Origin of the sequence: uncultured Fluviicola sp. (genome assembly GCF_902168135.1) — a bacterium.
In the GTDB taxonomy this organism is placed as follows: domain Bacteria; phylum Bacteroidota; class Bacteroidia; order Flavobacteriales_D; family Crocinitomicaceae; genus Fluviicola.
This window is the reverse complement of record NZ_CABHOL010000009.1, coordinates 20,853-45,893: the sequence shown is the minus strand read 5'-3', so window position 1 is coordinate 45,893 and position 25,041 is coordinate 20,853. Positions and strand designations below refer to the sequence as shown.

Sequence of the window (25,041 nt, the reverse complement as noted above, 5' to 3'; positions counted from 1 at the left end):
TGTAAAAAGGCAAATTAAGGATATTACTATCAATGTTTTCCATTCAAACTTTCAATCCTTTTTAGAATATCTTCCATCGAATAATCGGGAATTCCTTTATAATCTTCCGGTAAATTCAAACCACTCACCTGAAGCATCAGGCCTTCAGAATCCAAGTAAGTCAGCAAATTTGCCAACTGGTTTATCCCTTCCAACTGCATCACTTCCCGAATCGGATAGATACAGGTTATTTCCCCGCTTGCACGCCCGAATTTCGAAAAAACGGAAGCAATTTCGTTTCGGATCAGTTCCCCGGGAATTTCCACCAAAACCACAGGCACGGCAGAGCGTTTTGCTTTTTTCAGCACAGAAGCAGTTAACAGATGCTCCGATTTCCGGTAAGTTAAACTGTAATAATCTTTTCCGGCTGAAATCCCGATGTGCGGCGGGACTTTATCTGCATTCCAAATCCAGATAAATGTTTTTTGAAGCAATTGGTCCGGAAGGTCCCTGTGAATGAACTTAAAGTCAAATTTAGACATCCACTTCCCCTTTAAAAACGGATTCCGCAGGACCGATCAGCCAAATATCGGTGAAACCTGCACCTGTATTCCTAAACTTAATGGAAAGGTCTCCTCCCCGGGATTTTACCTTGTATTCAAAATCTCCGGTTATTTCATTCTTCTTCCCCAAAGCCAGTGCAGCAGCAGTAACTCCGGTTCCGCAGCTCAGCGTTTCGTCTTCTACCCCGCGCTCATACGTTCTGATCTCAAAAGTATGATTATCCAGCTGGTGAATGGCATTCACATTGATGCCTTCCTGCTTGTATTTATCTGAATATCGGATCTGTTTTCCGTATGCCAGGATATCAAAATCGCGTAAATTTTCAGTGAAATGAATAAAATGAGGTGATCCTGTATTTAAAACAAATTCCTTTTGAGAATCGTCAATTTCCGCCACATCATTCATTTTCAAATGGACCAAACCATTTTTTTTAAGAGCCTCATGCGCTCCGTCAATGGCCATAAAAGAAACGGAATCCGATGTAAACCCCAACTCGTGGGCGAATGCCACAGAGCAGCGCGCACCATTTCCGCAAAAGCTTTTCGAACCATCCGAATTGTAATAATCCACTTCAAAATCGTATCCTTCGACACTATTTATTTTGATCAGGCCGTCTGCACCAATTCCAAATCGACGATCACATAATTTCTGTATCGTAGAAACGGATAAATTGTCCCACTCACCCGAACGATTATCGATCATGATGAAATCATTCCCCGTGCCCTGGTATTTTACAAACCGTAAATTCATATATCCTTTGCTGTGATTGAGTTACAAGCCATTCGGGCTTAACAATCTTTAACAGCACAAAAGTAACAATCATCCTCCGATTACTGTTATAATTGCGTAGAAATTTAGCATAAACTAATTTAATGTCATGAACAACTCATTGAAATACCTAGGACTTGGAATTGTTGGTGGAATGGTTCCATTTGCTTTCGGTTTCCTGTTATCTCGCAGCTACGATGCTCCTCTTTCCGAACAGGTAATTGATGGTAATCGTTTAGCAAGAACTGTATCTTATAATGGAATGCCCCCGGTAGAAGGCGCATCTTTCGTCGAAGCTTCCGAAAACACGATCAACTCAGTAGTTCACGTGACTACTAAAGTAGTTCGCACACAAGTTCAGCGCGATCCGTTTTATGAATTCTTTTACGGGCCGGGAACAGGCGGACGAGAATACAAGCAGTACGGAAGCGGGTCCGGTTCGGGAGTAATCGTCTCCAGTGAAGGATATATTGTAACCAACAACCACGTAATCCAGGATGCTTCTGAGATAGAAGTCATTCTGAACGACAATTCGAAATACACGGCAACTGTTATCGGAACAGACCCTTCAACAGATATTGCAGTATTAAAGATCGATGCTCCGGGATTAAAACCGATTGCTATCGGGAACAGTGACGACCTGCGCGTTGGAGAATGGGTACTGGCAGTTGGAAATCCATTCAATCTTACTTCAACGGTTACAGCGGGAATCGTGAGTGCCAAAGCAAGAAATATCAATTTACTTTCCGACAGGACCAGCAATTCCAATGTTCCTATCGAATCATTCATCCAGACTGATGCGGCGGTAAATCCCGGAAATTCAGGAGGAGCACTGGTAAATACAAGAGGGGAATTGATGGGTATCAACACAGCTATTGCTTCGCAAACAGGTTCTTATACAGGTTACAGCTTTGCGGTTCCGGTAAACCTGGTAAACAAAGTCATGCGCGATATTATCGATTTCGGGATCGTACAGCGCGCTTACCTGGGAGTTCAGATCTCAGATATTAGCCAGGAAATCAAAGAAAAGAACAAATTACCTTCTACCAGAGGTGTTTTTGTTTCATCTGTTACAGAAGACGGCGGTGCTGACAAAGCCGGAGTAAAGAAAAACTGGGTCATTCTGAAAGTCGGATCCAGAGATGTAAACTCTGTTGCTTCACTGCAGGAAGAGATCGGAAAAAGAAGACCTGGTGACAAGGTTAATTTGACTTTACGCACAGAAGACGGAACGGAAGTCATCAAGGAGATTTTACTGCGGTCTGCAGATGGTGAAACTGTTTTGAAATCAAAAGAAGAAATGAGCAAAACAACCGCTCTTGGAGGTACATTTGCAGAGCTTACTGCCAAAGAAAAAAAGGAACTGAATATTAATTACGGGGTAAAGTTAAAAACGCTGGAGCCCGGGAAACTAAAATCCAGCGGACTTACGGAGGGTGATATCGTTACAAAAATCAATCAGACACAGGTTGAATCGGTGGAACAGCTTACACGACTTTTGAACACCAGCAAAGGCGGAGTTCTTTTAGAAATTGTCTCCGAAAGCGGTAAAAAAGAATACGTAGGTTTTGGTTTGTAACCTGAAACTGTTCAAGCGTTCAAAAGGTTCGAAAAGTTCCAAAAATTTTCATTTTAAACATTTTAACTGTTTGAACCAATTAAACATCCTTGTGGAAAGTCACTGAAATGTGGACTAAACATAAAAAAATTGTTAAGGCATGGTTTTTGAGAGGTGAAAATCTCTTGAAAATCTGCCTTTTTTATTTGGAAATCACTTCCATTTCGTCGTAACTTTGCACCCTGATTTTCATTAATCGTTATAAAACGAAGTTCATTACATGAGACAACTTAAGATTACAAAATCGATTACCAATCGTGAGAGCCAGTCATTAGACAAGTATCTTCAGGACATTGGTAAAGAAGAGCTAATCACCGCTGAGGAAGAAGTAGAATTGGCGCGAAAAATCAAACAAGGCGATCAACGAGCACTAGAGAAATTAACCCGTGCAAATTTACGTTTCGTCGTGTCTGTAGCAAAACAGTATCAAAATCAAGGATTGACATTACCCGATTTAATTAACGAAGGGAATTTAGGTTTGATCAAAGCTGCACAGAAGTTTGACGAAACGCGTGGATTTAAGTTCATTTCTTACGCTGTATGGTGGATTCGTCAATCTATCCTGCAGGCCTTGGCAGAACAAGCGCGTATTGTTCGTCTACCCTTAAACCAGGTTGGTTCCTTAAACAAGATCAACAAAGCATTTTCAAGACTGGAACAAGAATTCGAAAGACCTCCTTCAGCGGAAGAATTAGCAGAGGCTTTGGAAGTTCCGGAAGATAAAATTAAAGAAAGCTTAAACGTTTCCGGTCGTCACGTATCCATGGATGCTCCTCTTTCTTCTTCTGAAGATGGCGGTACATTGATGGATGTTATGGCAAACACGGATTCTCCGAAAGCTGACCATGCATTGATGGCTGAGTCCCTTCAAAGAGAGATTGAGCGTTCATTGAGCACTTTGACAGATAAAGAGCGTGAGATCATCCGTTTGTTCTTCGGAATCGGTATGAACCACGGTTTGACCCTGGAAGAGATCGGTGCTAAATTTAACCTGACGCGTGAGCGTGTAAGGCAAATCAAAGAGAAGGCGATCAGACGTCTTCGACACACGTCTCGAAATAAGTTATTGAAAGCATATTTAGGATAAGAAAAAAGGCTGTCTGCTAACGCGGGCGGCCTTTTTTGCTTTATACACATGCTATTAAATGGAAAACAAATACAAATAAATATACCCGTTAAGAATGGAAGCTGCATTAGGCTATGAAAAAGAGTTAAACATGCACGTTCAAAAAGAACGCGCTGCTGTTAAATTGTCAAGTCACGTTGGTGAATTGCTTTATGACAAAGGAATCGAATTGGTTTTGTTCCGTAATCACCTTACAGACATTACTATTTCTGAAATCCTGAACTTGCATGAGTATGCAAAGAACGTTGTAAAGAAACCTATCGACATTGAAACAACAGCTGCTTTGGCAGAAGAATTGTTGAAAATGGATTTAGCCCCGGCTAAGATCGATATCGGTAAATTATCCAGCGAATGGATTGCTGAAGGAAGTGCTTACGATTCAAAAGCATCTTTCCTTGCTGATAAATTGGGGAAATTCTCCAGTGCTTCCGGTTCTGTTGAACCAAGAGATGTTGTTTTGTACGGTTTCGGTCGTATCGGTCGTTTGGCTGCCCGTGAGTTGATCAAACAAGCAGGTAAGGGTCAGCAATTGCGTCTGCGTGCAATCGTTACACGTGGTGCAAGTGATAAAGACATCGTTAAACGTGCTGCTTTGCTGCGCTCTGATTCTGTTCACGGTGCTTTCAAGGGAAGTGTTGTAGAAGATTTGGAAAACAAAACATTGATCATCAACGGACAAATCGTTCATATGATCGACGCTTCCAATCCGGAAGAAGTAGATTACACGAAATACGGCATCAACAATGCCTTGGTTATCGATAACACAGGTGTTTATACAAACCGTGAAGCTTTATCGAAACACATGGCTTCCAAAGGAGTTTCCAAAGTGCTTTTGACTGCGCCTGGTAAAGAAGTTCCAAACGTTGTTTATGGTATTAACCAGGGAACTTTAGATGTTGAGAACGAAACGATTTACTCTGCGGCTTCCTGTACAACGAATGCAATCTCCCCTATTTTGAAAGTAGTAAACGATGCATTCGGAATTGTGAAAGGTCATATCGAAACAGTTCACGCTTATACGAACGACCAAAACCTGCTCGATAACATGCACAAATCATCCCGTCGCGGACGTTCTGCTGCTATCAATATGGTAATTACTTCAACGGGTGCCGGTGCGGCTGTAACAAAAGTAATTCCTGATTTGAAAGACAAATTGACTGCTAACGCGGTTCGTGTACCAACTCCAAACGGTTCATTGGCAATCCTTTCTCTGGAATTGAAAAACGGAACTACGATTGATGATGTAAACAACGTGGTAAGAACAGCTTCTTTGGAAGGTGATTTGGTAAACCAGATCTTCTATTCATACGATCCGGAATTGGTATCCAGCGATATCATCGGAAACACATGCTGTTCGGTCTACGATTCTCATGCTACAATCGTTTCTCCTGACGGAAAGAATGTCGTTCTTTATACCTGGTATGATAATGAGTTCGGATACACAAAACAAGTTATCCGCTTAGCGAAACACATTACAAAAGTGCAGCGTTTGATTTATTATTAATGGCTTTAGCCATTGATCCTGACAATTCATAGGATCGTCAGGATTAATCAAGTTCAGCTACTGAATATTAAAAAGGCTTTCTCGCAAGAGAAGGCCTTTTTCTTTCCCACCGCGGAGAATGGAAGAGCGCAAAGGGGAAATGATTTAATCCTTCGCGGCCTTTCATTATCTGCGGTTAATAAAAAAGACGCGATACCATCGCGTCCTTAGGGTTTATTATTGAATCACTGTATGGAAATTCAATTCGATATCCGTTTCACCTACATCACACTGCCCGTTCTTTACTCCCGGCTGATGTCGCAATCGAATGGTTGAAGTTCCGGTTGAAGCATTCCCCAAAGTCCATTGACTCGTAATTCCGATTGGAAGGTTATTTGCATCCAGGTCCGTTTTAGTGATCACCGCATTCAAGCCGCCGGTCAAATCAAAACAAAACAAATGGTCGACTCCTTCTTCTTCCACTTCTTCAGTAATATTTTGAGCCGGTATTGCAGCTTCATTCAATAAAGTAATTGTGGCGTTATAAGTTGCATTTGCAGCCAGGCGGATCGTATCAAAAACAGTCGGATTATTTCCCCCGGGACCATCAATATCCACAAATTGAGCTTCCACATTGGGTAAAACGCCGTTTGCATCCGTAAATACGATCTTAAACGTGGTAATCAATTCCTGCTCATTCGGATTGGTTGGTGTGGTTACTGTTTTTTTCTTCTCTTTTTTACACGCAACTGCCAGTGCGATAACAATGGATAGTAATCCAAAAATAATTGCTCTTTTTTTCATCTTTTTTCTTTTTTGGTTAATGCGAATGGAACAATAACTTTCAATGTCCAGTTCCGTCCTAATTCATCTGTGAAATACCTGAAACGGTTCATGTAATCACGGTAACTTAAATTGGTGATATTGGAGCATCCCAGAACAACCTGGAAATTCTCTCCATTATTCATTTTTTTGGTAATCCCTGCTTGTGCACTCAACAGATCATACCCTTTTGGCGGACTCACATAATCGGAGTTCGGGACATAGCGCTTTTGCCTGAACACATCCAACAACTCTACTTCTACAAAGCAATTCAGTTTTGTTCCGGTTCTTACAGTAGAAAAACGCAAACGCTGGGTGATTCGATTGGAAGGCATTCCGTACAGATACTGATTGGTCCTTAAATCAGTGCCCAACAAGAAATTGCCCTGGAATTGGTAGGAAACATATTTTCCAATGGGAATTTCCAACCTCCCGTTCAAACCTGTGATCTGCACATCAGACTGTACGTAATGAAACACCGGAAAAGCACCTATAATCGTTAACATCGGAGGAAGCGAAGGCTGCAGGTTGATATACCCGTCGAAATAATTGTAAAACACAGATAGATCTACCTTTGCAAGGTGCGATTTGTACTGCACTCCCAATTGAGAATTGTAAACAATCTCTTTATCCAGTTGTGCATCACCAATTTCAATCGACGCAGCTCCGTGATGAAGCCCATTACTGTACAATTCATTAATCGACGGCGGGCGCCAGGCTGTTCCCATATTCAATCTTACGATCCAGTGATGTCCCAACAAACGAGATACTCCGGCCGAAGCACTCGGATTTTGGAATTGGTTGACCGGTTTCGTTAACACATCTTCCTCATATACAAAGACCTGCAATTTCGAATAGTCATACCTCACACCGAAGTCAAACAACCATTTTTCATTTTCGTAAATCCCTAAGTAATAACCACCTAACTGCAGCTTCTTAAAGTTCGGAATGAAAAACCTTCCCGAATAAGCATTGCTTTGTTCCAGTCCGGAAATACCAAAAACACTTTTAAAGCGATCCGTATGCTTAATCTCTGTTTTCGCCTCCAGTGAATTCGTCCAAAGATTCAATTCGAAAGCCGGAAGGTCCAATGCCGCAAGACTATCGTTATAAACTTTGTGCAGGTCATACTCTTGTCTTAAATTGAACTGGTAACCGTATACCAGACTGGTACGAATCTTTTTGTTCCAGTTGTATGCCAAATGTACCTTACTCAAGTCATGCTGTACTAATTGTTTCGGGTTTTCCAGCTGATACGTAAAATACCCGGAATCTTTCGGTATGGAAGCCTCGAATGCTGCTTTCAGATCCGATAAGTTCCCGATGTGTGAGCCCGTAAAAATTCCCAAGTTTGTGGAATACTTCGTATAAAATGCGTCCATTTCAAACTTTTCTCCTTTATATCCCAGAGCTGCGCTATAGCTGTATTCGTTGGAAGCTGTGTTTTTTATCCGGTAATCCGGTGTTTTTTGTGTTCCCGAGATTCTTCCTGTTCCATGAACACGATACGCCCATTTCCCGGATTTGGTTAACGAACCTGCAACTAATCCGGAAATTCCTCCTCCCCGGCCGTTACTGTTCCCGTTCAGCTTCACCCATCCGGCCGTATTTTTATGATAACGCAGTTCATCCGGAGAAACAAGAATTACTCCGCCAATTGCATCCGTTCCGTATTGTAAGCCGGAAGCTCCCTGGATTACCGTTAAGTTTCCAGCGAGGTTCGGATCGATTTCCGGAGCATGCTCACTTCCCCATTGCTGTCCTTCCTGCCGGATCCCGTTGTTCACAACCACCAATCGATTGCTGTGCATTCCGTTAATGACCGGCTTTACAATGGAAGACCCCGTACTCAAACTTGTTACTCCCGGAAAACGGATTAGTTGTTCTCCCAATGTATTCCCTTTTATCTGAGAGATGTCATTGGTTTTCAAGGTCATGGTTTCCTGCGATTCCCGTGGAAAACGATAAGCTTCGATCAATAATTCATCTAATTCCATTTGATGCGTTTCCACTTGAAAGATGACAAGATCATTGTAAGGAATAGCTATAACCAAATCTACCGGTTCGCACCCAAAATGGGGAACACAGCGCAGGACCAACTTTCCGGGACAAAGCTTATCGAATCGGAAAAAACCCAGCGAATCCGTTTGAAGTGTTTTCGTAGCAATGGAAATACGCGCATCCGGAATAGCCTGGCCGGTATGTACATCCCTCACCTGTCCGGTTATGGAATAGGTTTCCGTACAATTTTGTGAATACGTCAAAAAGGAGCAGTAAATAAATACTCCCAATAAATAAAATTTCATGAAAATTGAATGATGTTAAGAAACTACGAGTTATCAGCACCAAATGCTGATTCTTAGCTTAACTCATTAACAGGCGGACCGCGCAGGGATAAATGCGTGTCTTTTACCGGTAATTCACAACATGTATAGTCAATGAAAAGAAAATCAAAGGAATCAGCCAGACGAATTTCAACACTTTCTGCTTCGTGAAATAAAAGCGGAAGCTGTAAATCACACATTCCACATTTTTCAAGGCCCTGCTTGAAGGTGAGTGTTTTGGAATGTTCTGCCTGGTGTGTGGCTTTGTGATCATGAGAAAGGACATGCCAAGTGTTTATCGGAACCAGGAATCCCAGGAAACCGATCAGTAAAATGGAAGAAATAATCCGCATCACTGATTTACTCATGAGGCAAAAATAAACTAAATGCAATTAAATTGCAATAAGAGTTTTAAAAAATCAGGATAATTATAAATACAGTGGGGACGCAATGCCTTGCGTCCCCACATTTTGAATGTTTTTATCTGATTAAAGATCTATTTCTTCAATCCGTTCTGTTTCAAACACTTCATCACTTTTTTATCGTGTTTGGCACGCTCTTCCGGGGTAGTGTTCGGGGTTGTCAGTAATTCCTTGCACTTATTATCCACATGTTCCCAGCGGGCCATGAGCTTTTCCTCTTGTTTCGGAGTCATATTCCCCTTTTCAAAAGCATCATTAATGGAATCGTTTGCCACAACGCATGTACAAAAATCCCATTGTTCTCCGTACTTTTTTACAATCTTTTCGTGATTTTCCTTGTTCTCAATCGCAACAGACTTTTTCTCTGTAATCGTATCTTTTAAGGCCGCTTCTAAATTATCCGCTTCTACAATTGTATCAGTAGTTGTTTCTGTTTCGCAATCTTTGCAGGCCTCATTAGAACCACAGGAAACAGCAAACAAACCAAGGAATAAGAATTGAAAATATACTCGTTTTTTCATAAGGTTGAGTTACAGGCAAATATAGAAAGAATGTCCTGAAGAACAAGATTTATCCATTCACTCAAATTGACATATCAAACGCCCAAATCTAATATTCAGGAAATGGGATCAGTACGATTGTATATTTATAAGAATTATTTTTAGGTTTCAGAACTATCTTTGTCCGTGACATACTCACGATCTCAAAAACGATATTCTTTTTGGAACCTACAAACCCGAATTCATTTTTGGACTCATCCAGCCAGTAAGATCTTTTAATGCCGGGTTTTGTTCCCAGTGTTTTCAAAGTGTGAAAATAGGCATTCCGAGATTCGTGAAAAACAATAATCTCTTTGTACTCGATCTGAAGCGGCGTATAATCTTTATCACCATCCAACTGCTTGTCTACCAGCCAAACTTTCGAAGAATTGTCGTGAACTAAAATATAATGATCAATCGGTTCAATGTGCGTATCTCCGCAAGCACTCAGCATCAAAATCAGAAATACAAACACGAAACTTTTCACTCCAATCTATTTTCAATCCACTACCGTGGATCGGTTATCAGAAGCAGTGCTTCTTCTTATTTTCAATTAAAAGATCATATCATTCCGGTCAAGGATTTTCTTAATCTCAACCCCCATCGAATCAATGAACTCAGCTCTCACTTTTCTCGGAACATCTTCATCGATTACTTCACAGTTCACATAATCGTATTTTCCGTCTTTCCATCGGAACAAGCAGTTATAATAGGTAATATTTCCCTGAACATTATCCGGGAAGCGGATTACCAAATCATTATATCCTGAAGCCGACTCACGTTCTTCGATCAAATTCCCGTTAAAACCGTTCAGTTTCACCAGTACATCGTCTTCACGCTCGAAAATCAACAGCCTTCTTAATGGAAAGCCATTTACTCCGGCTTTGATCAGCAGTTTAAATCCATCTTTTAATGGTGTTTGTTTGTTCAATTTGAAGAAACGGAAGTATTTCGGGCTGCAGGTCGGATGTTCCGGATCGTCATCAGATGTGGCTTTCGGATCACAAAGGTGCAGTTCCTTCAACAACTCTGCTTCCACTTTCGATGAGAATGCATTTGCATTAAAATCCGTACTAATTGTATTGTCGGCAGGTTCTTTATCCGCAGCATGTCTTTTTTCGATCGTAATTTCATCGTCCGCATCATCATCACAAGATAATGTCAGGAGAAAAAACGGAAGAAAGTAAATAAATCTGAATCTCATAAGAACTTTAACCAATTAATGAAAGATTTTAGAAGAAGTTACAAATGCTTCTGAAAAACGAGCTGCATCAACACCTGTCTCAATTCCTTTTTCCTTGAACCAATCCAGCATACGCTCAGTAGGCATATTTCCCGTCAATTCGTCTTTGGCCATCGGACATCCTCCATAACCTTTAACAGCACCTTCGAAATACCGGCAACCAGCTTCATAAGCAGCCTGTGTTAATTTAGAAGCATTTTCCTTTAAAGTATGGAGATGAGCAGAGATCTGAATATTTGAAAATTCGGTAGAAACCGTTGAAAACACCTGTTTCACCAGCTCAGGAGTTGCAATACCGATGGTATCTGCCAATGAAAGGCGAGAAACTTCAAACAATTGTGTCAGCCGTTCTGCCCACGTTACAATCAGATCCGGGGACCAGGCATCTCCGTATGGATTTCCAAATCCCATTGAAAGATATAACATCAGCTCTTTGTTTTCTTTGTGACAAATATTAGCAATTGCTTCTACCCTTCTCAAAGATTCTTCAATGGTGGCATTGGTGTTTCTTAATTGAAATGTTTCCGAAATACTAAAAGGATATGCTAAAAAATGGATCCGCTCAAATTTAGCTGCATCTTCAGCTCCTCTTTCGTTAGGGATGACTGCCAGTAATTTGGTTTCACTTTCATCCAGTCCTTCCAGGACAGATGAAGTATCGCGCATTTGAGGAGTTGCTTTAGGGGAAACAAAACTTCCGAAATCAAGCGTGTCAAAACCGCATTTCAGCAGGTAATTCAAATAATAAATTTTATCTGCAGTATCAATCCACTCCTTGATTCCCTGCATGGCATCTCTGGGACACTCTGTAATAAAAACGCGACTATTATCCATGTGCAATTTCCTTTCTTTTTTTCAAAACCGCTTTATTGATTCGCTTTACCAGAGCCGGTCCTTCATAGATAAATCCTGAATAAACCTGTACCAGGCTTGCTCCTGCCATTAATTTTTCGACTGCATCTTCTCCCGAATAAATCCCGCCAACACCAATGATCGGAAAAGAGCCACTTGATTTTTGGAACAAATAGCTAATTACTTGAGTAGATCTTTGTGCCAGGGGTTTACCGGAAACTCCGCCTGCACCGATTGATTCGATTTTGCTGTCTGAAGTTAGTAAATTTCCACGTTCAATAGTCGTATTTGTTGCTATAACTCCTGCAATTTTTGTATCATGGACAATATCCACAATGTCATCTAACTGGGAATCAGTAAGGTCCGGAGCAATTTTTAAAAAGATCGGTTTGGAAGAATTGATCTTCATCCGTTCATCCATCAAAGTTTGCAGAAGTTCAGTAAGTGGTTCCTTATCCTGAAGCTCTCGTAAATTGGGAGTATTCGGTGAAGAAACATTCACTACAAAGTAGTCCACATACTGCTCTAAAGCGTGGTAACACTTTAAATAATCTGAAGTTGCTTCTTCATTCGGAGTTACTTTGTTCTTCCCGATATTTCCGCCGATGATGCATTCAGGATTCAGCTTCTTCAGGCGCTCAACGATTACTTCCGCACCATCGTTATTGAACCCCATGCGATTAATGATCGCCTGGTCTTCCAGCAAACGAAACAAACGCGGCTTGGGATTTCCTTCCTGGCCTACAGGTGTTACTGTTCCGATCTCGACAAAACCGAAACCACAAGCTGCCAATTCATTTATTCGCAGTGCATTCTTATCGAATCCGGCAGCCAGTCCAACCGGGTTCGGAAAAGTTATTCCGGCAACGGTCGTTTCCAACAGCGGATTTTTCATGCAATAAATGGACTTCCAGATCGGTTTTACAAGGGGCACTTTGAGCCAGAAGCCAAGTAGTCGGAAGGTAAAATAGTGAACTTTTTCGGGGTCAAACTTAAAGAGAAACCATCTCAACAAAGGGTACATTTCGATTAATTTGTACCAAAGTTAAAAACACAAAACGAGCTTATCAATAGACAAGCCCGTTTTGTTAAAAGAATTTTAAAAATCGATTTAGAACTTCGCTCTGTAGTGGCGTTTTCCAAATTTCATTGGTCCGCCTCTGGATGCAGACTTATAGGTAATATTTCGTGTCACCATGATGTTCACATAAAGGAACGCATCCTTCTGCTTATCACCTCTTTGACTACCCGGTTCAAATGCCGAAGGATTATTGGACGGATTTGACAAATATGCTGCCTGAGGTCCATAAGTTGCTCCGATAATTGCAGGATCGTAATAAGTCCCATGAACATCATCAATATAATCGGAGAACGTTTTTACATAACATGCTTCCAAACCAATTCTCCACATACGATTGATTCCCATTCTAAACCCGATCCCAAGTGGAACCGTAGCTGTAATTCGTTTGTATTCCTCAGGACCTCCCGGAAGCCCCTGACCTTCAGTATGCAGTTTTTGTAAAGCCACCCAGCTTCCCTGGTACAGTGATTTCGGGTTGTAATACATCAAACCGATACCCCCGATAAAATATAACTGCTCATTATGGTCTGTAAAACCTCTCAATCCGGGAATATTGTATCTGCGTCCAATCTTTTCATTCGCCAGAACAATGATTTCAAACCTTTGGCTTAACATCGCGAAAAACGAACGGAAATTCAAATTACGCATGTTACGGATCGGTTCGGCAGTCAATGCATCATTACCACGAAGCATACCAAGATTAACCATCGTAGATGTTGCGTAATAAGGATGAAAGCGATATCTGAAAGATAAAGAACCACCGATATGTGTCGAATTGAAATCAATGTCCTTCAAACTGTAATCAGTACCAATTTGATTCGCACCACCAAGATCTCCCAGGAAACTGGTTGCGCCAAGACCAATAGAAATTTCTTTCTTGTTCATTGCCCAATTCCGCTGTGTATTGAAATTTGAACTCTGCGCAAGTGAAATTGTTGAAACTATAGATAAAATAGTTAGAGTTATGTATTTCATTCTAAAAATTTATGTTGTAGTAGATTCCACGACGCTAAATTAGCTTTTTAAACAACAGCCACCTAAAAATTTTGTTGCTTTTTTTTAAAAGGTAATTGTTAATGAACAAGTCACCGGTTTTGTTGAATGATTTTTTCACAAATACAAAAAAAATGTAAAAAATTTCCACGAAAATAAAAGACAGAATACTTCCTCTTAAACTACATCTGTTTAATTCATAATTTGTTATTGCAAACCGGTTTCGGACTTTAAAACCTGTTTGACCTGGATTTATAAGTAATGTTCCTGATAAGCATAATATTTGCATAAAAAAACGCGTCTTTGTGCTTTCCTCCCCGCTGACTACCCGGATTAAAGGCTTCCGGAGTTTCTGAAGGATTCGACAAATAAGCGGCATCCGGACCATAAGCAGCTCCAATCATTACCGGATCATAATATTCACCACTCACATCATCAATGTAATCAGAAAATGTTTTGACGTAAGTTACTTCCAGACCGATTCTCCACAACTGACCAATTCCCATTCTGAAACCGACACCAAGCGGAACGGTTGCTGTAATTCGCTTATATGGCGCAGGACCTCCGGGCAACCCCTGCCCCTCCGTATGCTTATCGTGCAGTGTAACCCAGCTTCCCTGGTACCTGGTTTTAGGATTGAAATACATTCCACCGATACCTCCGACAACATAAAACTGTTCGTTGTGGTCAATGTACCTTCCTGATCTGCGGTTTCGACCAGCCCGTTCATTGGCTAATAAAACAACTTCAAACCGCTGGCTTATCATAGTAAAGAACGAACGAAAATTCAAATTACGCATATTTCGGACGGGCTCTGATGTAAAAACATCACTTCCCTGCAGCATTCCTGCATGAATCATTGTAGATGTAGCGAAATATCGGTGAAAACGATACCTGTAGGAAAACGAACCTCCAAATTGTGAGGAATTGAAATCGATGTCTTTCAGACTGTAATCGGAAACGGCTTGGTCAGCACCTCCCAAATCTCCTAAAAAACCCGTTGCGCCGAGACCTAATGAAATCTCATGTTTATTTACAGCCCAATTTTGCTGCGTATTCAAATGCTGCGCACGAAAAATGGGCGAAACCACCATGAAGGTGGAAAGAAACGCATACCGGATCTTAAATCTCAGTGAACTAATGGCTTTCATGATAATAAGTTAGCGCTTTCAAAACTAATTTCCAAAAAACAACGCTTTTTTAACTTACTGCATTTCCACCCGGGAACTATAAATAAAAAACCCTGACGATAAATGTCAGGGTCTCATTTTTTAAGCTGCGTACCTGCCCAGGAAGTATTCTCTCAACTTCTCCAATGCTCTGAAAGTTTTCACTTTCGCATTGTTTTCGGTGATACCTATCGATTCCCCGATTTCTTTAAAACTTAGTTGTTCAAAGAATCGCATTTCGATCAGCTTCAATTGTTCTTCTTTTAATTTTTGCATTGCCGACAAAAGCAACGATTGATTGTGTTCAAATTCTTGATTATCAAAAAACAAAGTGTCGAAAATTGGAATCTGAACATGCTCCACAGAAACGGTTCTGTTCGATTGCATTTCTCGATAGGACTGGTACAATTCGCTCTTGGCTATCCTGTAAAGCCAGGAACCGAACGGCACTCCTCGGTCTTCATACTTCGATAGATTCTTGATCGCCTTGATAAAGACCTGAGAAGCAACATCGTGGGCTTGCTCCGGGTCTTCCATGCGTTGTTTCAAATAACGAAGTATCGCATCATAATACTTACGGTACAAAGGTTCGAATCTTGCCGGATCCTCCTTTGCCTGCATCACCCATACTTGCTCCTCCTGGAGAAGTTCCGGTGACTGGTGGAAATAGACATTAATTGCCATGGTATATTTGGATTTTGGGTTTGCATAATTTTTTGCTTGGGTATATCTAATATAACGGGATATTTTTCAATTTATTATCAAATAAGAAAATTACGTCCGCTTTTTTAACAGTTTTTCGACGAATAGTACAATTAATCCTATCAATTAAGTAGAATTATTCGTTAATTCACTCCTGATGTGTCAACTAATGTTTTAAAAAAAGACTCCAACTGATTGATTTCCAAATCATTTAAATGAAATGGTTTAATTAGAGTAGACTTATTAGAATGCTCAGCCCCTCCTCCCGAATAATGCAAAATAACTTCTTTTAAGGTCCTGAGGCTCCCGTCATGCATGTATGGAGCTGTTAAAGATACGTTCCTAAGGCTTGGTACTTTAAACGCTCCTTTTTCTTTCTCCAAACCGTTGATCCGGTACCTTCCCTGGTCTGATCCGTAATCTACATAAAGCCCGTTGCTCACAACGCTGTAATTCGTGAAATCCGGACCAGAATGGCATTTGATGCAATAGAGTTTTTCAGAAAACAATTTCCAGCCGGCAATCTCATCGGAATTCAATGCATGTTCCTCTCCTTTTCGGTACCTGTCAAACCTGCTGTTCCGACTAATAAGTGTTCTTTCATAAGTACTTATAGCACGGGTAATGACGTATGCATCCAACTCACGATCAAAGATTGTTCTTGACAGACGTTTGTATTCCGGGTCATTTGAAAGTTTTTGAAGTACTTCCTTCATGGAGCTTCCCATTTCAAGGTGGTCCTGGATAGGAACAAGTACCTGTTGTTCAAGCGTTTTCACTTCCCCGTCATACATGTAACTTTTAGCATAAGCAGCATTGAGCAGACTCGGAGCATTCCGCATAGCTGTTGATCCGTTTGTTCCGATGCTTTTAGTCCGTCCGTCGGTAAAAGCTTTATCAGGACGGTGGCATGTTGCGCATGACAAATCATTATTCTTCGACAGGCGCTTATCAAAGAACAAACGTTTTCCAAAAGCGGCTTTCTCAGCTGTAATGGGATTATCTTTCGGGAAAGGAATTCCGGAAATAATCGGTTTTTCCACGGGTCCGGAGCATTTCCAACCGATAGATAAGATCAGAAGACCTAAAAAAAAGAAGTTCTTATTGAATTTCATAACACCTTAGCTTCTAAGTTACTATGAAAAAAGAAAATGACGCTTACTTTTTCCTCACAATATAGAGTATCTCAGTCTTCGCCAAACGGAAGCGTTCGATTTCTTCATCCGAAATGGGATTGTTTTCAAAGGCAATTTCCACTTCAAAACCGGCCTTTTCCAACCATTGCGGGTAATCCATTCCAAACAAACGCACATGGTCTTTCTGCCAGAAATGCTTCTCGCGTTCTTCCGGTGAAGTAATACTCCAATCTTCGTAAGTTTCAGTACGTGTGATATCCTGTGGAACCTGCATGATTCCCCATGCTCCCGGAGCCATTACGCGGTGCAGTTCCTTCATACATTTTAAAGCATCGTCTACGTGCTCCATCACGTGATTACAAAAAACCACATCGAATCGGTTATCTTCCAATGGAATCTGGTGCAGGTCAAAATGCATATCTGCGATCGGTGAAAGCAAATCACCGGTCAGGTAATCCAGGTTCTTTTGTTGCTTAAATTTCTTGTGAAAACATTGTTCCGGTGCGATGTGCAACACCTTTAATTTATCCGCTGTAAAAAAATTGCTCTCTCTCTTCAAATAAAGCCACATTAAGCGGTGTCTTTCCAAAGTCAGGTCGTACGGGCAAAGTACATTTTCGCGATGCGAGACATTCGAACCATACGATAAGAACTTTCTGAATTTTTGTTCGCATACCGGACACTCCACCTTATTCCCCTTATAAATTAAAGGAGCAAAGAATTTAAAAACGTAGCTTAAACGGATTAAAAGAGGTCTTGGTAATTTATTCAGAAGAAACTTATATACTTTTTTCATAAAACAAAGTTAATAAACTCACGCAACCGACCCACAATTCTAAAAAGAGTTCTCGTAAATTTGTAAGTATGAAGAATTTTCTCCGATTACTTTCATTATTTTCATTTACTCCATTTATCGTGAATTCACAAAGCCAGTCTCACATTCCAGTTGCTAAGGAAATCCCAAAAGAACTCGTAAAACACAATCACGTGCGGATTGATCCTTATTTCTGGATGAATGAACGCGATTCAAAACCCGTACTGGATTACATTGCCGAAGAGAACAATTATTCCAAAGCATTTTTTGATCAAAAACAGAACCTGGTTAATACTTTTCTTACTGAATTCGACAGGCGTATAAATCCGGAAGAAACCAGCGCTCCCTTCGAAATACAGGGCCAGACTTTTCAATGGCGCCAAATAAAAGACGCAGATTACCGGCAGCTCATCCTGATTGAAGGAAAAAAAGAAACCGTTTTCTTTGACGAAAATGCACTGGCCAAAGGTCATGAGTATTACGCTCTTGGAGATTTCTCTATTTCTCCGAACAATGAACTGGTTGCTTTTTCCCAGGATAAGATCGGAAGACGCAATTACACCATTTCATTCCGAGAAAACAAAAACGGCAAAATTCTTAAAGAGCAAATTCCGGGAACCGACGGCAGTATAGTTTGGGCAAACGATAATAAGACTGTTTTCTACGTCAAAAAAGATCCGACCACACTGCGCGAATTCCAGGTTTACAGACACGTTCTGGGAACCAGTAGTTCGAAAGATGAATTGGTCTTTGAAGAAAAGGACGAACGTTTTTACGTTTATATTACTAAAACACTGGATAAAAAGTTCATCCTGATCCATGCCGTAAGCAGTACCAGTTCGGAAACCCGGATGATTGAAGCCGACAAACCGGCCGAAAAGGCAAGCTGTTTCCTGAAACGTGAAAAAGATCATTTGTATGAGGTCGATCACCATGAAAACGGTTTTTATATTTTAACGAACCAAAACAGTCCGAACCGGAAATTGGTTTTCTCAAAATCTGTTCCGGCTTCTATTGAAAGCTGTGAGATTCTGATCGCACACAGCAACGATGTATACCTGGAAGAAGTGGAAGTCTTCAAAAATTTCCTGGCTGTTCAGTCGCGAAAAATGGGACGAACCGAGATTTCGGTCGGAAGTTTAAATGCTACAAACTTCGATGTGATCTCCATGCCGGAAGAAGTTTACGAGTTGAATTTCAGCTTCAATGAGAACTATGAATCCAAAACGGTGAATTATCATTATACCTCATTGACAACTCCCGGTTCGATCTACAAGTATAACGTTGAAAGCAAAACTTCCGAATTGTTTTTCCAAAAAACACTGATCGACCAAAAATTCAATCCTGCAAACTATGTTTCGGAGCGGATCTGGGCAATTGCAAACGACGGTCAGAAAATTCCGATCTCAATTGTCTACAAAAAAGGAATTGATCTGAAAAAAGCACCTCTCCTGCTCTACGGTTACGGAAGTTATGGTGTCACCATTCCTGCAGCTTTCTCCGCAACGCGCTTAAGTTTACTTGACAGGGGATTTGTATATGCCATTGCACATATTCGCGGAGGTAAATTCCTGGGTGAGAACTGGTATCAAACCGGTAAATTGAACCAAAAGCGGAATACCTTCACAGATTTTATCAATGCGGCTGAATGGATGGCACTAAAAGGATATTGCGACCCGAACTCCATTTATGCTCAAGGCGGAAGTGCCGGAGGTTTATTGATGGGAGCCGTTACAAATATGGCACCTTATTTATTTAAAGGTGTTATAGCTCAGGTTCCTTTCGTTGATGTGATTTCGACCATGCTTGATGAAAGTATTCCTTTAACTGTAGGTGAATACGAAGAATGGGGAAATCCGAATGAAGAAGATGCTTATTGGTATATGCTGAGCTATTCTCCATATGATCATGTACGAAAGATGGATTATCCTGCCATGCTGATTACAACCGGCTATCACGATTCACAGGTCCAGTACTGGGAACCTTTGAAATGGGTCGCTAAATTGAGAAAGAACCAAACAGGTACTGCTCCGATCTTGTTCGATTGTACGATGAGCGCCGGGCACGGCGGAGGTTCGGGAAGATCTACCGAACGACTGGAAGTAGCAAAAGAATTCGCATTTTTATGTTCCATGCAAGGTATAAATGAGTAGATTTTTAGTTCTCATATCGTTTTTATGTGTATTTGCCGCCGGGGTTATCGGCCAGGAAGCAGACAGTTTATTACCCTATCAGAAATACAGGAACAGGCTCGTTCTCTATTCGGATTTCGGATGGAGTACTGCTCCCATGTCCATTTCCTATCCATTTCCGAATGGAATGAAGAACGTAAAATTCCGGAACAACTTCAATCCGGTGCTGGGATTCGGATTTTCCTACAAATGGATGTCTCTGCGCTTTGGGATTACACTTCCTAATTCCGTACGTTCCAAAAACAAATTCGGGAAAACCAAATATTACGATTTAGGATTTGATTTCAGTTTCAAGAACATGTATTTTGATGTGGACTGGCATTTGTACCAGGGATATGCTCTGAAAAATGCCGACCGCTGGAACGACACGATCAATCCGGATGAACCCAACCTGATCCGGGAAGACATCAATGCTGCCAGTTTTTCCATCAATGCATGGCAGTTTTTCAAGAACGACTTCAAAATGGCTGCTTTCAGAGGAAAAACGGCTTCCTACCATCGGGATGTCAGGACTTTTTACCTGAAGTACACTACGAATTATCACGGAATATCGTCTACCCAACCTATACTGCCAGGTGAATTGCAGGATACAACAGAAAGTAAGACATCTTCCAATCTAATCGCGGCTTTTGACGTAGGTGTTGTTCCAGGCTATGCTTACGTACGCAGATGGCGGATTTTCCAGTTTGGAATCATGGGTGGTCTGGGCTTAGTACTGCAATCCAAGATCTATACATTTGACGGCACAACCCGAAGTTTCCTGGGGCTTGCTCCTCGTGTTGATTTCAAAATCATCGGAGGAATCAACAAACCTAAATACTTCATCATGTTTGTGAGTGATTTTGACAACAAATCGATTGCATTCAATGATTTCAGTTACAAGCAAACTTATTACAACCTAAGGCTTGTAGGAGGAATACGCTTAAATGTGAGCAAAAAGAAGGAAGCACGGGAAGCTGCCGAGAAAAAAGCTAAAGAAGACAGAAAATAACCCTTCATTTATTTGCCCGACATTTCAAATGAGTTATTTGAATTCGATGTTCAGATAAATCAAACACCGATTGAACGTTTAGTTTTGAATTTTAAAATTCTCTGCTTCGCAAATTCGCTAAATTGCGAACGTATTCAATTAAGACTTCACAAGAATACACCCAAATATTTAATAATCAAATATTTATTAAAAAGCAATTTATAGTCAAAAAAATCACAGACGCTCATTATGCACCATACTTGCATCCAATTCCTCCAAAAAAACTTCCAATTTTTCGATACTTACATGATCCATCACTACGATCTTGAACCAGGATGGCTGATGATGATCATCCGGAACCAAACCATATCCTGAAGCCAATCCAACCGGAATCTGATTTGCATGTATAGCCACGATATTGGAAAGTGGCGACCGGAAATATCGAATTCCACGTGTATCCAATTCCTTAGTCAGCCAGGAAGTTCGCCGTTCCAACGTCATACACTTCTCATACCATTCATGCCTTCCGTAAGCAGCAAAAATCAGCCAGATTGCAATTGCATTCGCTCCTGATCTACTTCCCGAAAGCGTACAGTCCGCACCAACAACGTAGGAAGCAGCATCCGTATGTGCATATTTCATCCAATCTTTACGGATTAGAAAAATCCCTGTTCCATAAGGCGCCTGTAATAATTTGTGAGCATCCATCGTGAATGAATTGACCATCGGGTGAGTAAAATTGATCGTGTTTTTCTCATCTACGATAGGTGCGTAAAATCCTCCGTAAGCTGCATCAACATGTATTTTAAACTGAAAACCAAAAGCTGTCATCAGTTCGACATACTCCTCGACCTTATCAATAGAACCAAACATCGTCGTCATCATATTACTGACCACAATGATGTATTTTACACCACTTGTTTTCAATAAAGCCAACTTTGCTTCTGCTGCAGCACGGTCAATCACGCGCTTTTCCTTCTCCACCGGTAATAAAACACATTGGATTTGAAAAATATTACCGGCTTTCTGCATGCTGTAATGGCTGTCTTCAGTGCAAACCACCGCAATTTCTGAGAGAGAAGCTTTGCGTTCCTGCAAAAAATAGTTTCGATAAATCCAGATGGCTTGCAAATTTGCTTCGGTTCCTCCGGCTGCAACATACCCGTCAACCGTATCGGGATCTGCTTTCAAAATATTTTCAGAACAAATACGAATGACCTCGCGCTCCAGTACCTGCGTTCCCTCGAAATAAGATTCGGAATCACCCAGGGTGTGACAGCCAATATGGTTGGGGTTGTGGACCAATGTTGAAAGATAAGGTGCTTCCCTTACAAAACTTATCTCTTCGGAAAACACTTTGGGATCAAGATAAGTACCCGGAACTCCTAAAACAGATCCGCTTCGGTAGTTCACATTATTTTTTAGAGCATCAAAAACACGCTGTTTGCTTTCCGCCTCTGACTTTCGTTTCCACTCCATTACTTTGTTTTCTTACAAAGTTTGGACAAAATGAACAGACGAAAACTGACTTAGATCAGTCTGAACTTTTTTTAACGTTATTGTTGAGAAATGATGTTTTTTACCGGCAGTTTCCAGGAAGACTTAAATTCTCCCATATTACTGATCGTATTATTAAAAACGATTGTTTCTTCCGGCAAACTGCTCAGATCGGCATAATTCACGTAAGTGAACTGATTATTGTTCAGAGTAAGCATTTTTAAACGGTTGAAAAAAGAAATTCCCAACTCCTTCTCCAATTGTTTGATGAACCTTACAGAACTGTCTATTGAACAACCGGAAGCATTGTGTGCACTCTCATCGACAGCCAGGATCAAATGTGCGTGATTTACCACTTCACCGTAAGCTTTCAATTTGGTGCCGTGAGCAGCCCACTCCTCCAAAAAAGGGTCTAACTGCTCATTGATCCACTGTACTTCAGTATCTGTTAACAATCGATCTGACTGATAAGACCAAACCTTAGCCTGATCTTCTAATTTATCAAAGGGAATCATAATTCAGCTGCGTTTGCAATCAATTCTGCTACGTCCAGGACCTGGATCTCATTTTCCTTGTTGAAGTTCTTCACTCCATCCGTCATCATTGTATTACAGAAAGGACAGCCGGTTGCAATGATCGAAGCCTGGGTTTCCAAAGCATCTTCCGTGCGTTCTACATTGACTTCCTTGTTTCCTTTTTCTGCTTCCTTGAACATTTGGGCACCACCTGCACCACAACACAAGCCGTTTGTCTTGCAGCGTTTCATCTCCACTAATTCGGCATCCAGTTTTTCGATCAGAACACGCGGTGCTTCATACACGTCGTTCGCTCTTCCCAAATAGCACGGATCGTGAAAAGTGATTTTCTTTCCTTTGAATACACCACCGTCTTTCAAAGACAATTTTCCGGAATTAATCAACTCCTGGATCAATTGCGTGTGGTGAATAACCTCGTATTTCCCTCCCAATTCAGGGTATTCATTTTTCAAGGTATTGAAGCAATGCGGGCACGCAGTCACAATTTTTTTGACTTCGTATCCATCCAGAACCTGGATATTCATCATTGCCTGCATCTGGAATGTAAACTCATTCCCTGCACGTTTTGCAGGATCTCCGGTACATGACTCTTCTGCTCCAAGTACTGCAAAATTCACTTTGCATTCATTCAAAATACGAACCAATGCCTTAGTGATCTTTTTAGCTCTGTCGTCAAAACTACCTGAACAACCAACCCAAAACAAAATGTCCGGGGTTTGTCCCTGCGCCATCATTTCGGCCATTGTTGGTACGTGTATCGTGCTCATAATTTTATTCTCTAAAGTGTTCAAAAAGTTGAAATGTTCAAAAGGTTCAAACTTTGATTTCTCAAAAGTGTACTTTTAACCTATTGACTTTTTACATTTAACTTACAAAGTATTAATCTTCGTGAATCCAATTCCCCCTGTCTGCCGGAGAAAACTGCCACGGAGCTCCATTGTTCTCAATGTTTGTCAGCATTCCTGTCAATTCAGTCGGCATTTTAGACTCTTCCATCACCAAATACCTTCTCAAATCCACGATAATTGCCAGTGGGTCAATATTTACCGGACAAGCTTCCACACAGGCGTTGCAGGAAGTACAAGCCCAAACTTCTTCTTCGGAGATATAATCGAACAATAAGGATTTTCCGTCTTCGTAATCTTTTCCGTTCTTGCGTTTTCCGTCAGCATATTCTACCATACGGTCGCGTGTGTCCATCATGATCTTACGCGGTGAAAGTTTTTTACCGGTAATATTTGCCGGACAAGATGCCGTACAACGCCCACATTCCGTACATGTGTACGAATCCATCAGGTTCTTCCAGGTCAGATCGTTTACATCTTTTGCACCAAAGCGCTGAGGAGCGCCATCGGGAGCCGGGGCAGCAAACGGATCTGCTGTAGGATCAAGCATTAACTTAACCTCATTGGTAACAGCCTCCATATTGGTGAATTTCCCTTTTTTCTCCAGGTTGGAGTAATAGGTATTCGGGAAGGCTAATAAAATGTGGAAATGTTTGGAATACGGAAGGTAATTCAGGAATGCCAGAACCATGAACCAGTGTCCCCACCACCCGATTCTCTCCAAAACAAGTAATATTTCAGTGCTCATTCCGCCAAAAACATGCGGACCGACCCAGGAAGAAATAGCAAAACCAAAAGAGCCTGCTTCATGCGAAGCGTGTGATGCACCTCTCAAATACAAAGCTTCATCCGCTCCGTTCATGGTGAAGATACAGCAAACCAAAATAAGCTCCATCACCAGGATCAGGTTCGCATCAAATGTCGGGAAACCTTTCATTTCCGGTTTTTGGAAACGAGCAAGTTTTAAAATATTTCTGCGTGAAAGGAAAGCAATCGTAGCAATCAAAGCCGCAACGGAAAGTACCTCGATAACCGAAATGACCAGGGTGTAAAATCCGCCTAGAGAAGCCATAAAAGCCCGGTGAGAACCGGTAATTCCATCGTAAATAATCTCGATCAGCTCAACCTGTGTAATCACAAAAGCTACATAGATACCAAGGTGCAAAATTGCAGGAATCGGTCTTTTGAACATTTTCTTTTGTCCCAAAGCAACCAGCGTCATTACCTTCCAACGCTCACCCGGATTGTCTTTTCGATTGACCTCTCTCCCCAATAAAATATTCGAACGGATTTTTAAGATGTTCAAACCGAACCATCCGAATCCGACAATCAGCAATACACTAAAAATAATCGCAGCAATCATAAA

At 41.1% G+C, this 25,041-nt stretch carries 24 protein-coding genes; 5 read left to right on the top strand and 19 right to left on the bottom strand.

Annotated elements, in window-relative coordinates; genetic code table 11:
- Positions 1 to 29: 29 nt before the first annotated feature.
- Complete coding sequence (locus QZT69_RS01720) at positions 30 to 521, bottom strand: hypothetical protein (RefSeq protein ID WP_294669930.1); 492 nt, start codon at positions 519 to 521, stop codon at positions 30 to 32.
- A complete protein-coding gene (gene dapF, locus QZT69_RS01715; RefSeq protein ID WP_294669928.1) occupies positions 514 to 1,293 on the bottom strand; it encodes a diaminopimelate epimerase in 780 nt (259 codons plus the stop codon). Before dapF ends, QZT69_RS01720 begins: the two co-directional genes overlap by 8 nt.
- 127 nt (positions 1,294 to 1,420) lie before the next feature.
- On the opposite strand from dapF, the gene QZT69_RS01710 reads away from it, so the two are divergent.
- The 3 genes from QZT69_RS01710 (at position 1,421) to QZT69_RS01700 (ending at position 5,559) form a co-directional block, all read left to right on the top strand.
- Positions 1,421 to 2,890, top strand: coding sequence for a trypsin-like peptidase domain-containing protein (locus QZT69_RS01710; RefSeq protein ID WP_294669927.1), 1,470 nt, complete (start codon positions 1,421 to 1,423; stop codon positions 2,888 to 2,890).
- A 259-nt stretch (positions 2,891 to 3,149) separates the two neighbouring features.
- Complete coding sequence (locus QZT69_RS01705; protein ID WP_124745751.1) at positions 3,150 to 4,016, top strand: RNA polymerase sigma factor RpoD/SigA; 867 nt, start codon at positions 3,150 to 3,152, stop codon at positions 4,014 to 4,016.
- A gap of 94 nt (positions 4,017 to 4,110) precedes the next feature.
- Positions 4,111 to 5,559 (top strand): glyceraldehyde-3-phosphate dehydrogenase, encoded by a 1,449-nt coding sequence (locus QZT69_RS01700; protein WP_294669925.1) that lies wholly within the window; start codon positions 4,111 to 4,113, stop codon positions 5,557 to 5,559.
- Between the two features lie 216 nt (positions 5,560 to 5,775).
- On the opposite strand, the gene QZT69_RS01695 is transcribed toward QZT69_RS01700, so the two are convergent.
- From QZT69_RS01695 to QZT69_RS01635, 13 genes are all read right to left on the bottom strand, one after another.
- Positions 5,776 to 6,342 carry a type 1 periplasmic binding fold superfamily protein gene (locus tag QZT69_RS01695; RefSeq protein WP_294669923.1) on the bottom strand — a complete coding sequence of 189 codons (567 nt, stop codon included), beginning with the start codon at positions 6,340 to 6,342 and terminating at the stop codon, positions 5,776 to 5,778.
- The gene (locus QZT69_RS01690) at positions 6,339 to 8,666 is read right to left on the bottom strand and encodes a TonB-dependent receptor (protein WP_294669921.1); all 2,328 of its coding nucleotides are present in this window, start codon (positions 8,664 to 8,666) and stop codon (positions 6,339 to 6,341) included. The genes QZT69_RS01695 and QZT69_RS01690 overlap by 4 nt, the downstream gene beginning before the upstream one ends.
- 53 nt (positions 8,667 to 8,719) lie before the next feature.
- The gene (locus QZT69_RS01685; protein ID WP_294669919.1) at positions 8,720 to 9,052 is read right to left on the bottom strand and encodes a hypothetical protein; all 333 of its coding nucleotides are present in this window, start codon (positions 9,050 to 9,052) and stop codon (positions 8,720 to 8,722) included.
- A 128-nt stretch (positions 9,053 to 9,180) separates the two neighbouring features.
- Positions 9,181 to 9,627: a hypothetical protein gene (locus tag QZT69_RS01680; protein WP_294669917.1), complete on the bottom strand. Its 447-nt coding sequence runs from the start codon at positions 9,625 to 9,627 to the stop codon at positions 9,181 to 9,183.
- Between the two features lie 88 nt (positions 9,628 to 9,715).
- Positions 9,716 to 10,132, bottom strand: a complete 417-nt coding sequence (locus QZT69_RS01675; protein ID WP_294669916.1) for a hypothetical protein — start codon at positions 10,130 to 10,132, stop codon at positions 9,716 to 9,718.
- A 66-nt stretch (positions 10,133 to 10,198) separates the two neighbouring features.
- Positions 10,199 to 10,849, bottom strand: a complete 651-nt coding sequence (locus tag QZT69_RS01670) for a hypothetical protein (protein WP_294669915.1) — start codon at positions 10,847 to 10,849, stop codon at positions 10,199 to 10,201.
- A 15-nt stretch (positions 10,850 to 10,864) separates the two neighbouring features.
- Entirely contained in the window at positions 10,865 to 11,722 is an 858-nt protein-coding gene (locus QZT69_RS01665; RefSeq protein ID WP_294669914.1) for a hydroxymethylglutaryl-CoA lyase, read from the bottom strand.
- The gene (locus QZT69_RS01660) at positions 11,715 to 12,764 is read right to left on the bottom strand and encodes a quinone-dependent dihydroorotate dehydrogenase (RefSeq protein ID WP_294669913.1); all 1,050 of its coding nucleotides are present in this window, start codon (positions 12,762 to 12,764) and stop codon (positions 11,715 to 11,717) included. The genes QZT69_RS01665 and QZT69_RS01660 overlap by 8 nt, the downstream gene beginning before the upstream one ends.
- Before the next feature lie 87 nt (positions 12,765 to 12,851).
- Positions 12,852 to 13,796 (bottom strand): hypothetical protein, encoded by a 945-nt coding sequence (locus tag QZT69_RS01655; RefSeq protein WP_294669911.1) that lies wholly within the window; start codon positions 13,794 to 13,796, stop codon positions 12,852 to 12,854.
- A 248-nt stretch (positions 13,797 to 14,044) separates the two neighbouring features.
- Positions 14,045 to 14,965, bottom strand: a complete 921-nt coding sequence (locus QZT69_RS01650) for a hypothetical protein (RefSeq protein WP_294669909.1) — start codon at positions 14,963 to 14,965, stop codon at positions 14,045 to 14,047.
- Positions 14,966 to 15,085: 120 nt separating this feature from the next.
- The gene (locus QZT69_RS01645; RefSeq protein ID WP_294669907.1) at positions 15,086 to 15,667 is read right to left on the bottom strand and encodes a sigma-70 family RNA polymerase sigma factor; all 582 of its coding nucleotides are present in this window, start codon (positions 15,665 to 15,667) and stop codon (positions 15,086 to 15,088) included.
- Between the two features lie 161 nt (positions 15,668 to 15,828).
- Positions 15,829 to 16,800 carry a cytochrome c peroxidase gene (locus QZT69_RS01640; RefSeq protein WP_294669905.1) on the bottom strand — a complete coding sequence of 324 codons (972 nt, stop codon included), beginning with the start codon at positions 16,798 to 16,800 and terminating at the stop codon, positions 15,829 to 15,831.
- Between the two features lie 43 nt (positions 16,801 to 16,843).
- On the bottom strand, positions 16,844 to 17,617 hold the full coding sequence (locus QZT69_RS01635; RefSeq protein WP_294669903.1) for a class I SAM-dependent methyltransferase: 774 nt from the start codon (positions 17,615 to 17,617) through the stop codon (positions 16,844 to 16,846).
- 68 nt (positions 17,618 to 17,685) lie between these two features.
- Between QZT69_RS01635 and QZT69_RS01630 the strand changes: the two genes are divergently transcribed.
- Both QZT69_RS01630 and QZT69_RS01625 read left to right on the top strand, forming a co-directional pair.
- Entirely contained in the window at positions 17,686 to 19,788 is a 2,103-nt protein-coding gene (locus QZT69_RS01630) for a S9 family peptidase (protein ID WP_294669901.1), read from the top strand.
- Positions 19,781 to 20,818 (top strand): DUF4421 family protein, encoded by a 1,038-nt coding sequence (locus tag QZT69_RS01625; protein ID WP_294669899.1) that lies wholly within the window; start codon positions 19,781 to 19,783, stop codon positions 20,816 to 20,818. Before QZT69_RS01630 ends, QZT69_RS01625 begins: the two co-directional genes overlap by 8 nt.
- A gap of 213 nt (positions 20,819 to 21,031) precedes the next feature.
- On the opposite strand, the gene QZT69_RS01620 is transcribed toward QZT69_RS01625, so the two are convergent.
- From QZT69_RS01620 to QZT69_RS01605, 4 genes are all read right to left on the bottom strand, one after another.
- The gene (locus tag QZT69_RS01620) at positions 21,032 to 22,276 is read right to left on the bottom strand and encodes a pyridoxal-dependent decarboxylase (protein ID WP_294669897.1); all 1,245 of its coding nucleotides are present in this window, start codon (positions 22,274 to 22,276) and stop codon (positions 21,032 to 21,034) included.
- A 77-nt stretch (positions 22,277 to 22,353) separates the two neighbouring features.
- A complete protein-coding gene (locus QZT69_RS01615; RefSeq protein WP_294669895.1) occupies positions 22,354 to 22,809 on the bottom strand; it encodes a hypothetical protein in 456 nt (151 codons plus the stop codon).
- Positions 22,806 to 23,600 (bottom strand): (Fe-S)-binding protein, encoded by a 795-nt coding sequence (locus tag QZT69_RS01610; protein WP_294670075.1) that lies wholly within the window; start codon positions 23,598 to 23,600, stop codon positions 22,806 to 22,808. Before QZT69_RS01610 ends, QZT69_RS01615 begins: the two co-directional genes overlap by 4 nt.
- A gap of 109 nt (positions 23,601 to 23,709) precedes the next feature.
- The gene (locus QZT69_RS01605) at positions 23,710 to 25,038 is read right to left on the bottom strand and encodes a (Fe-S)-binding protein (RefSeq protein ID WP_294669893.1); all 1,329 of its coding nucleotides are present in this window, start codon (positions 25,036 to 25,038) and stop codon (positions 23,710 to 23,712) included.
- Positions 25,039 to 25,041 lie beyond the last annotated feature (3 nt).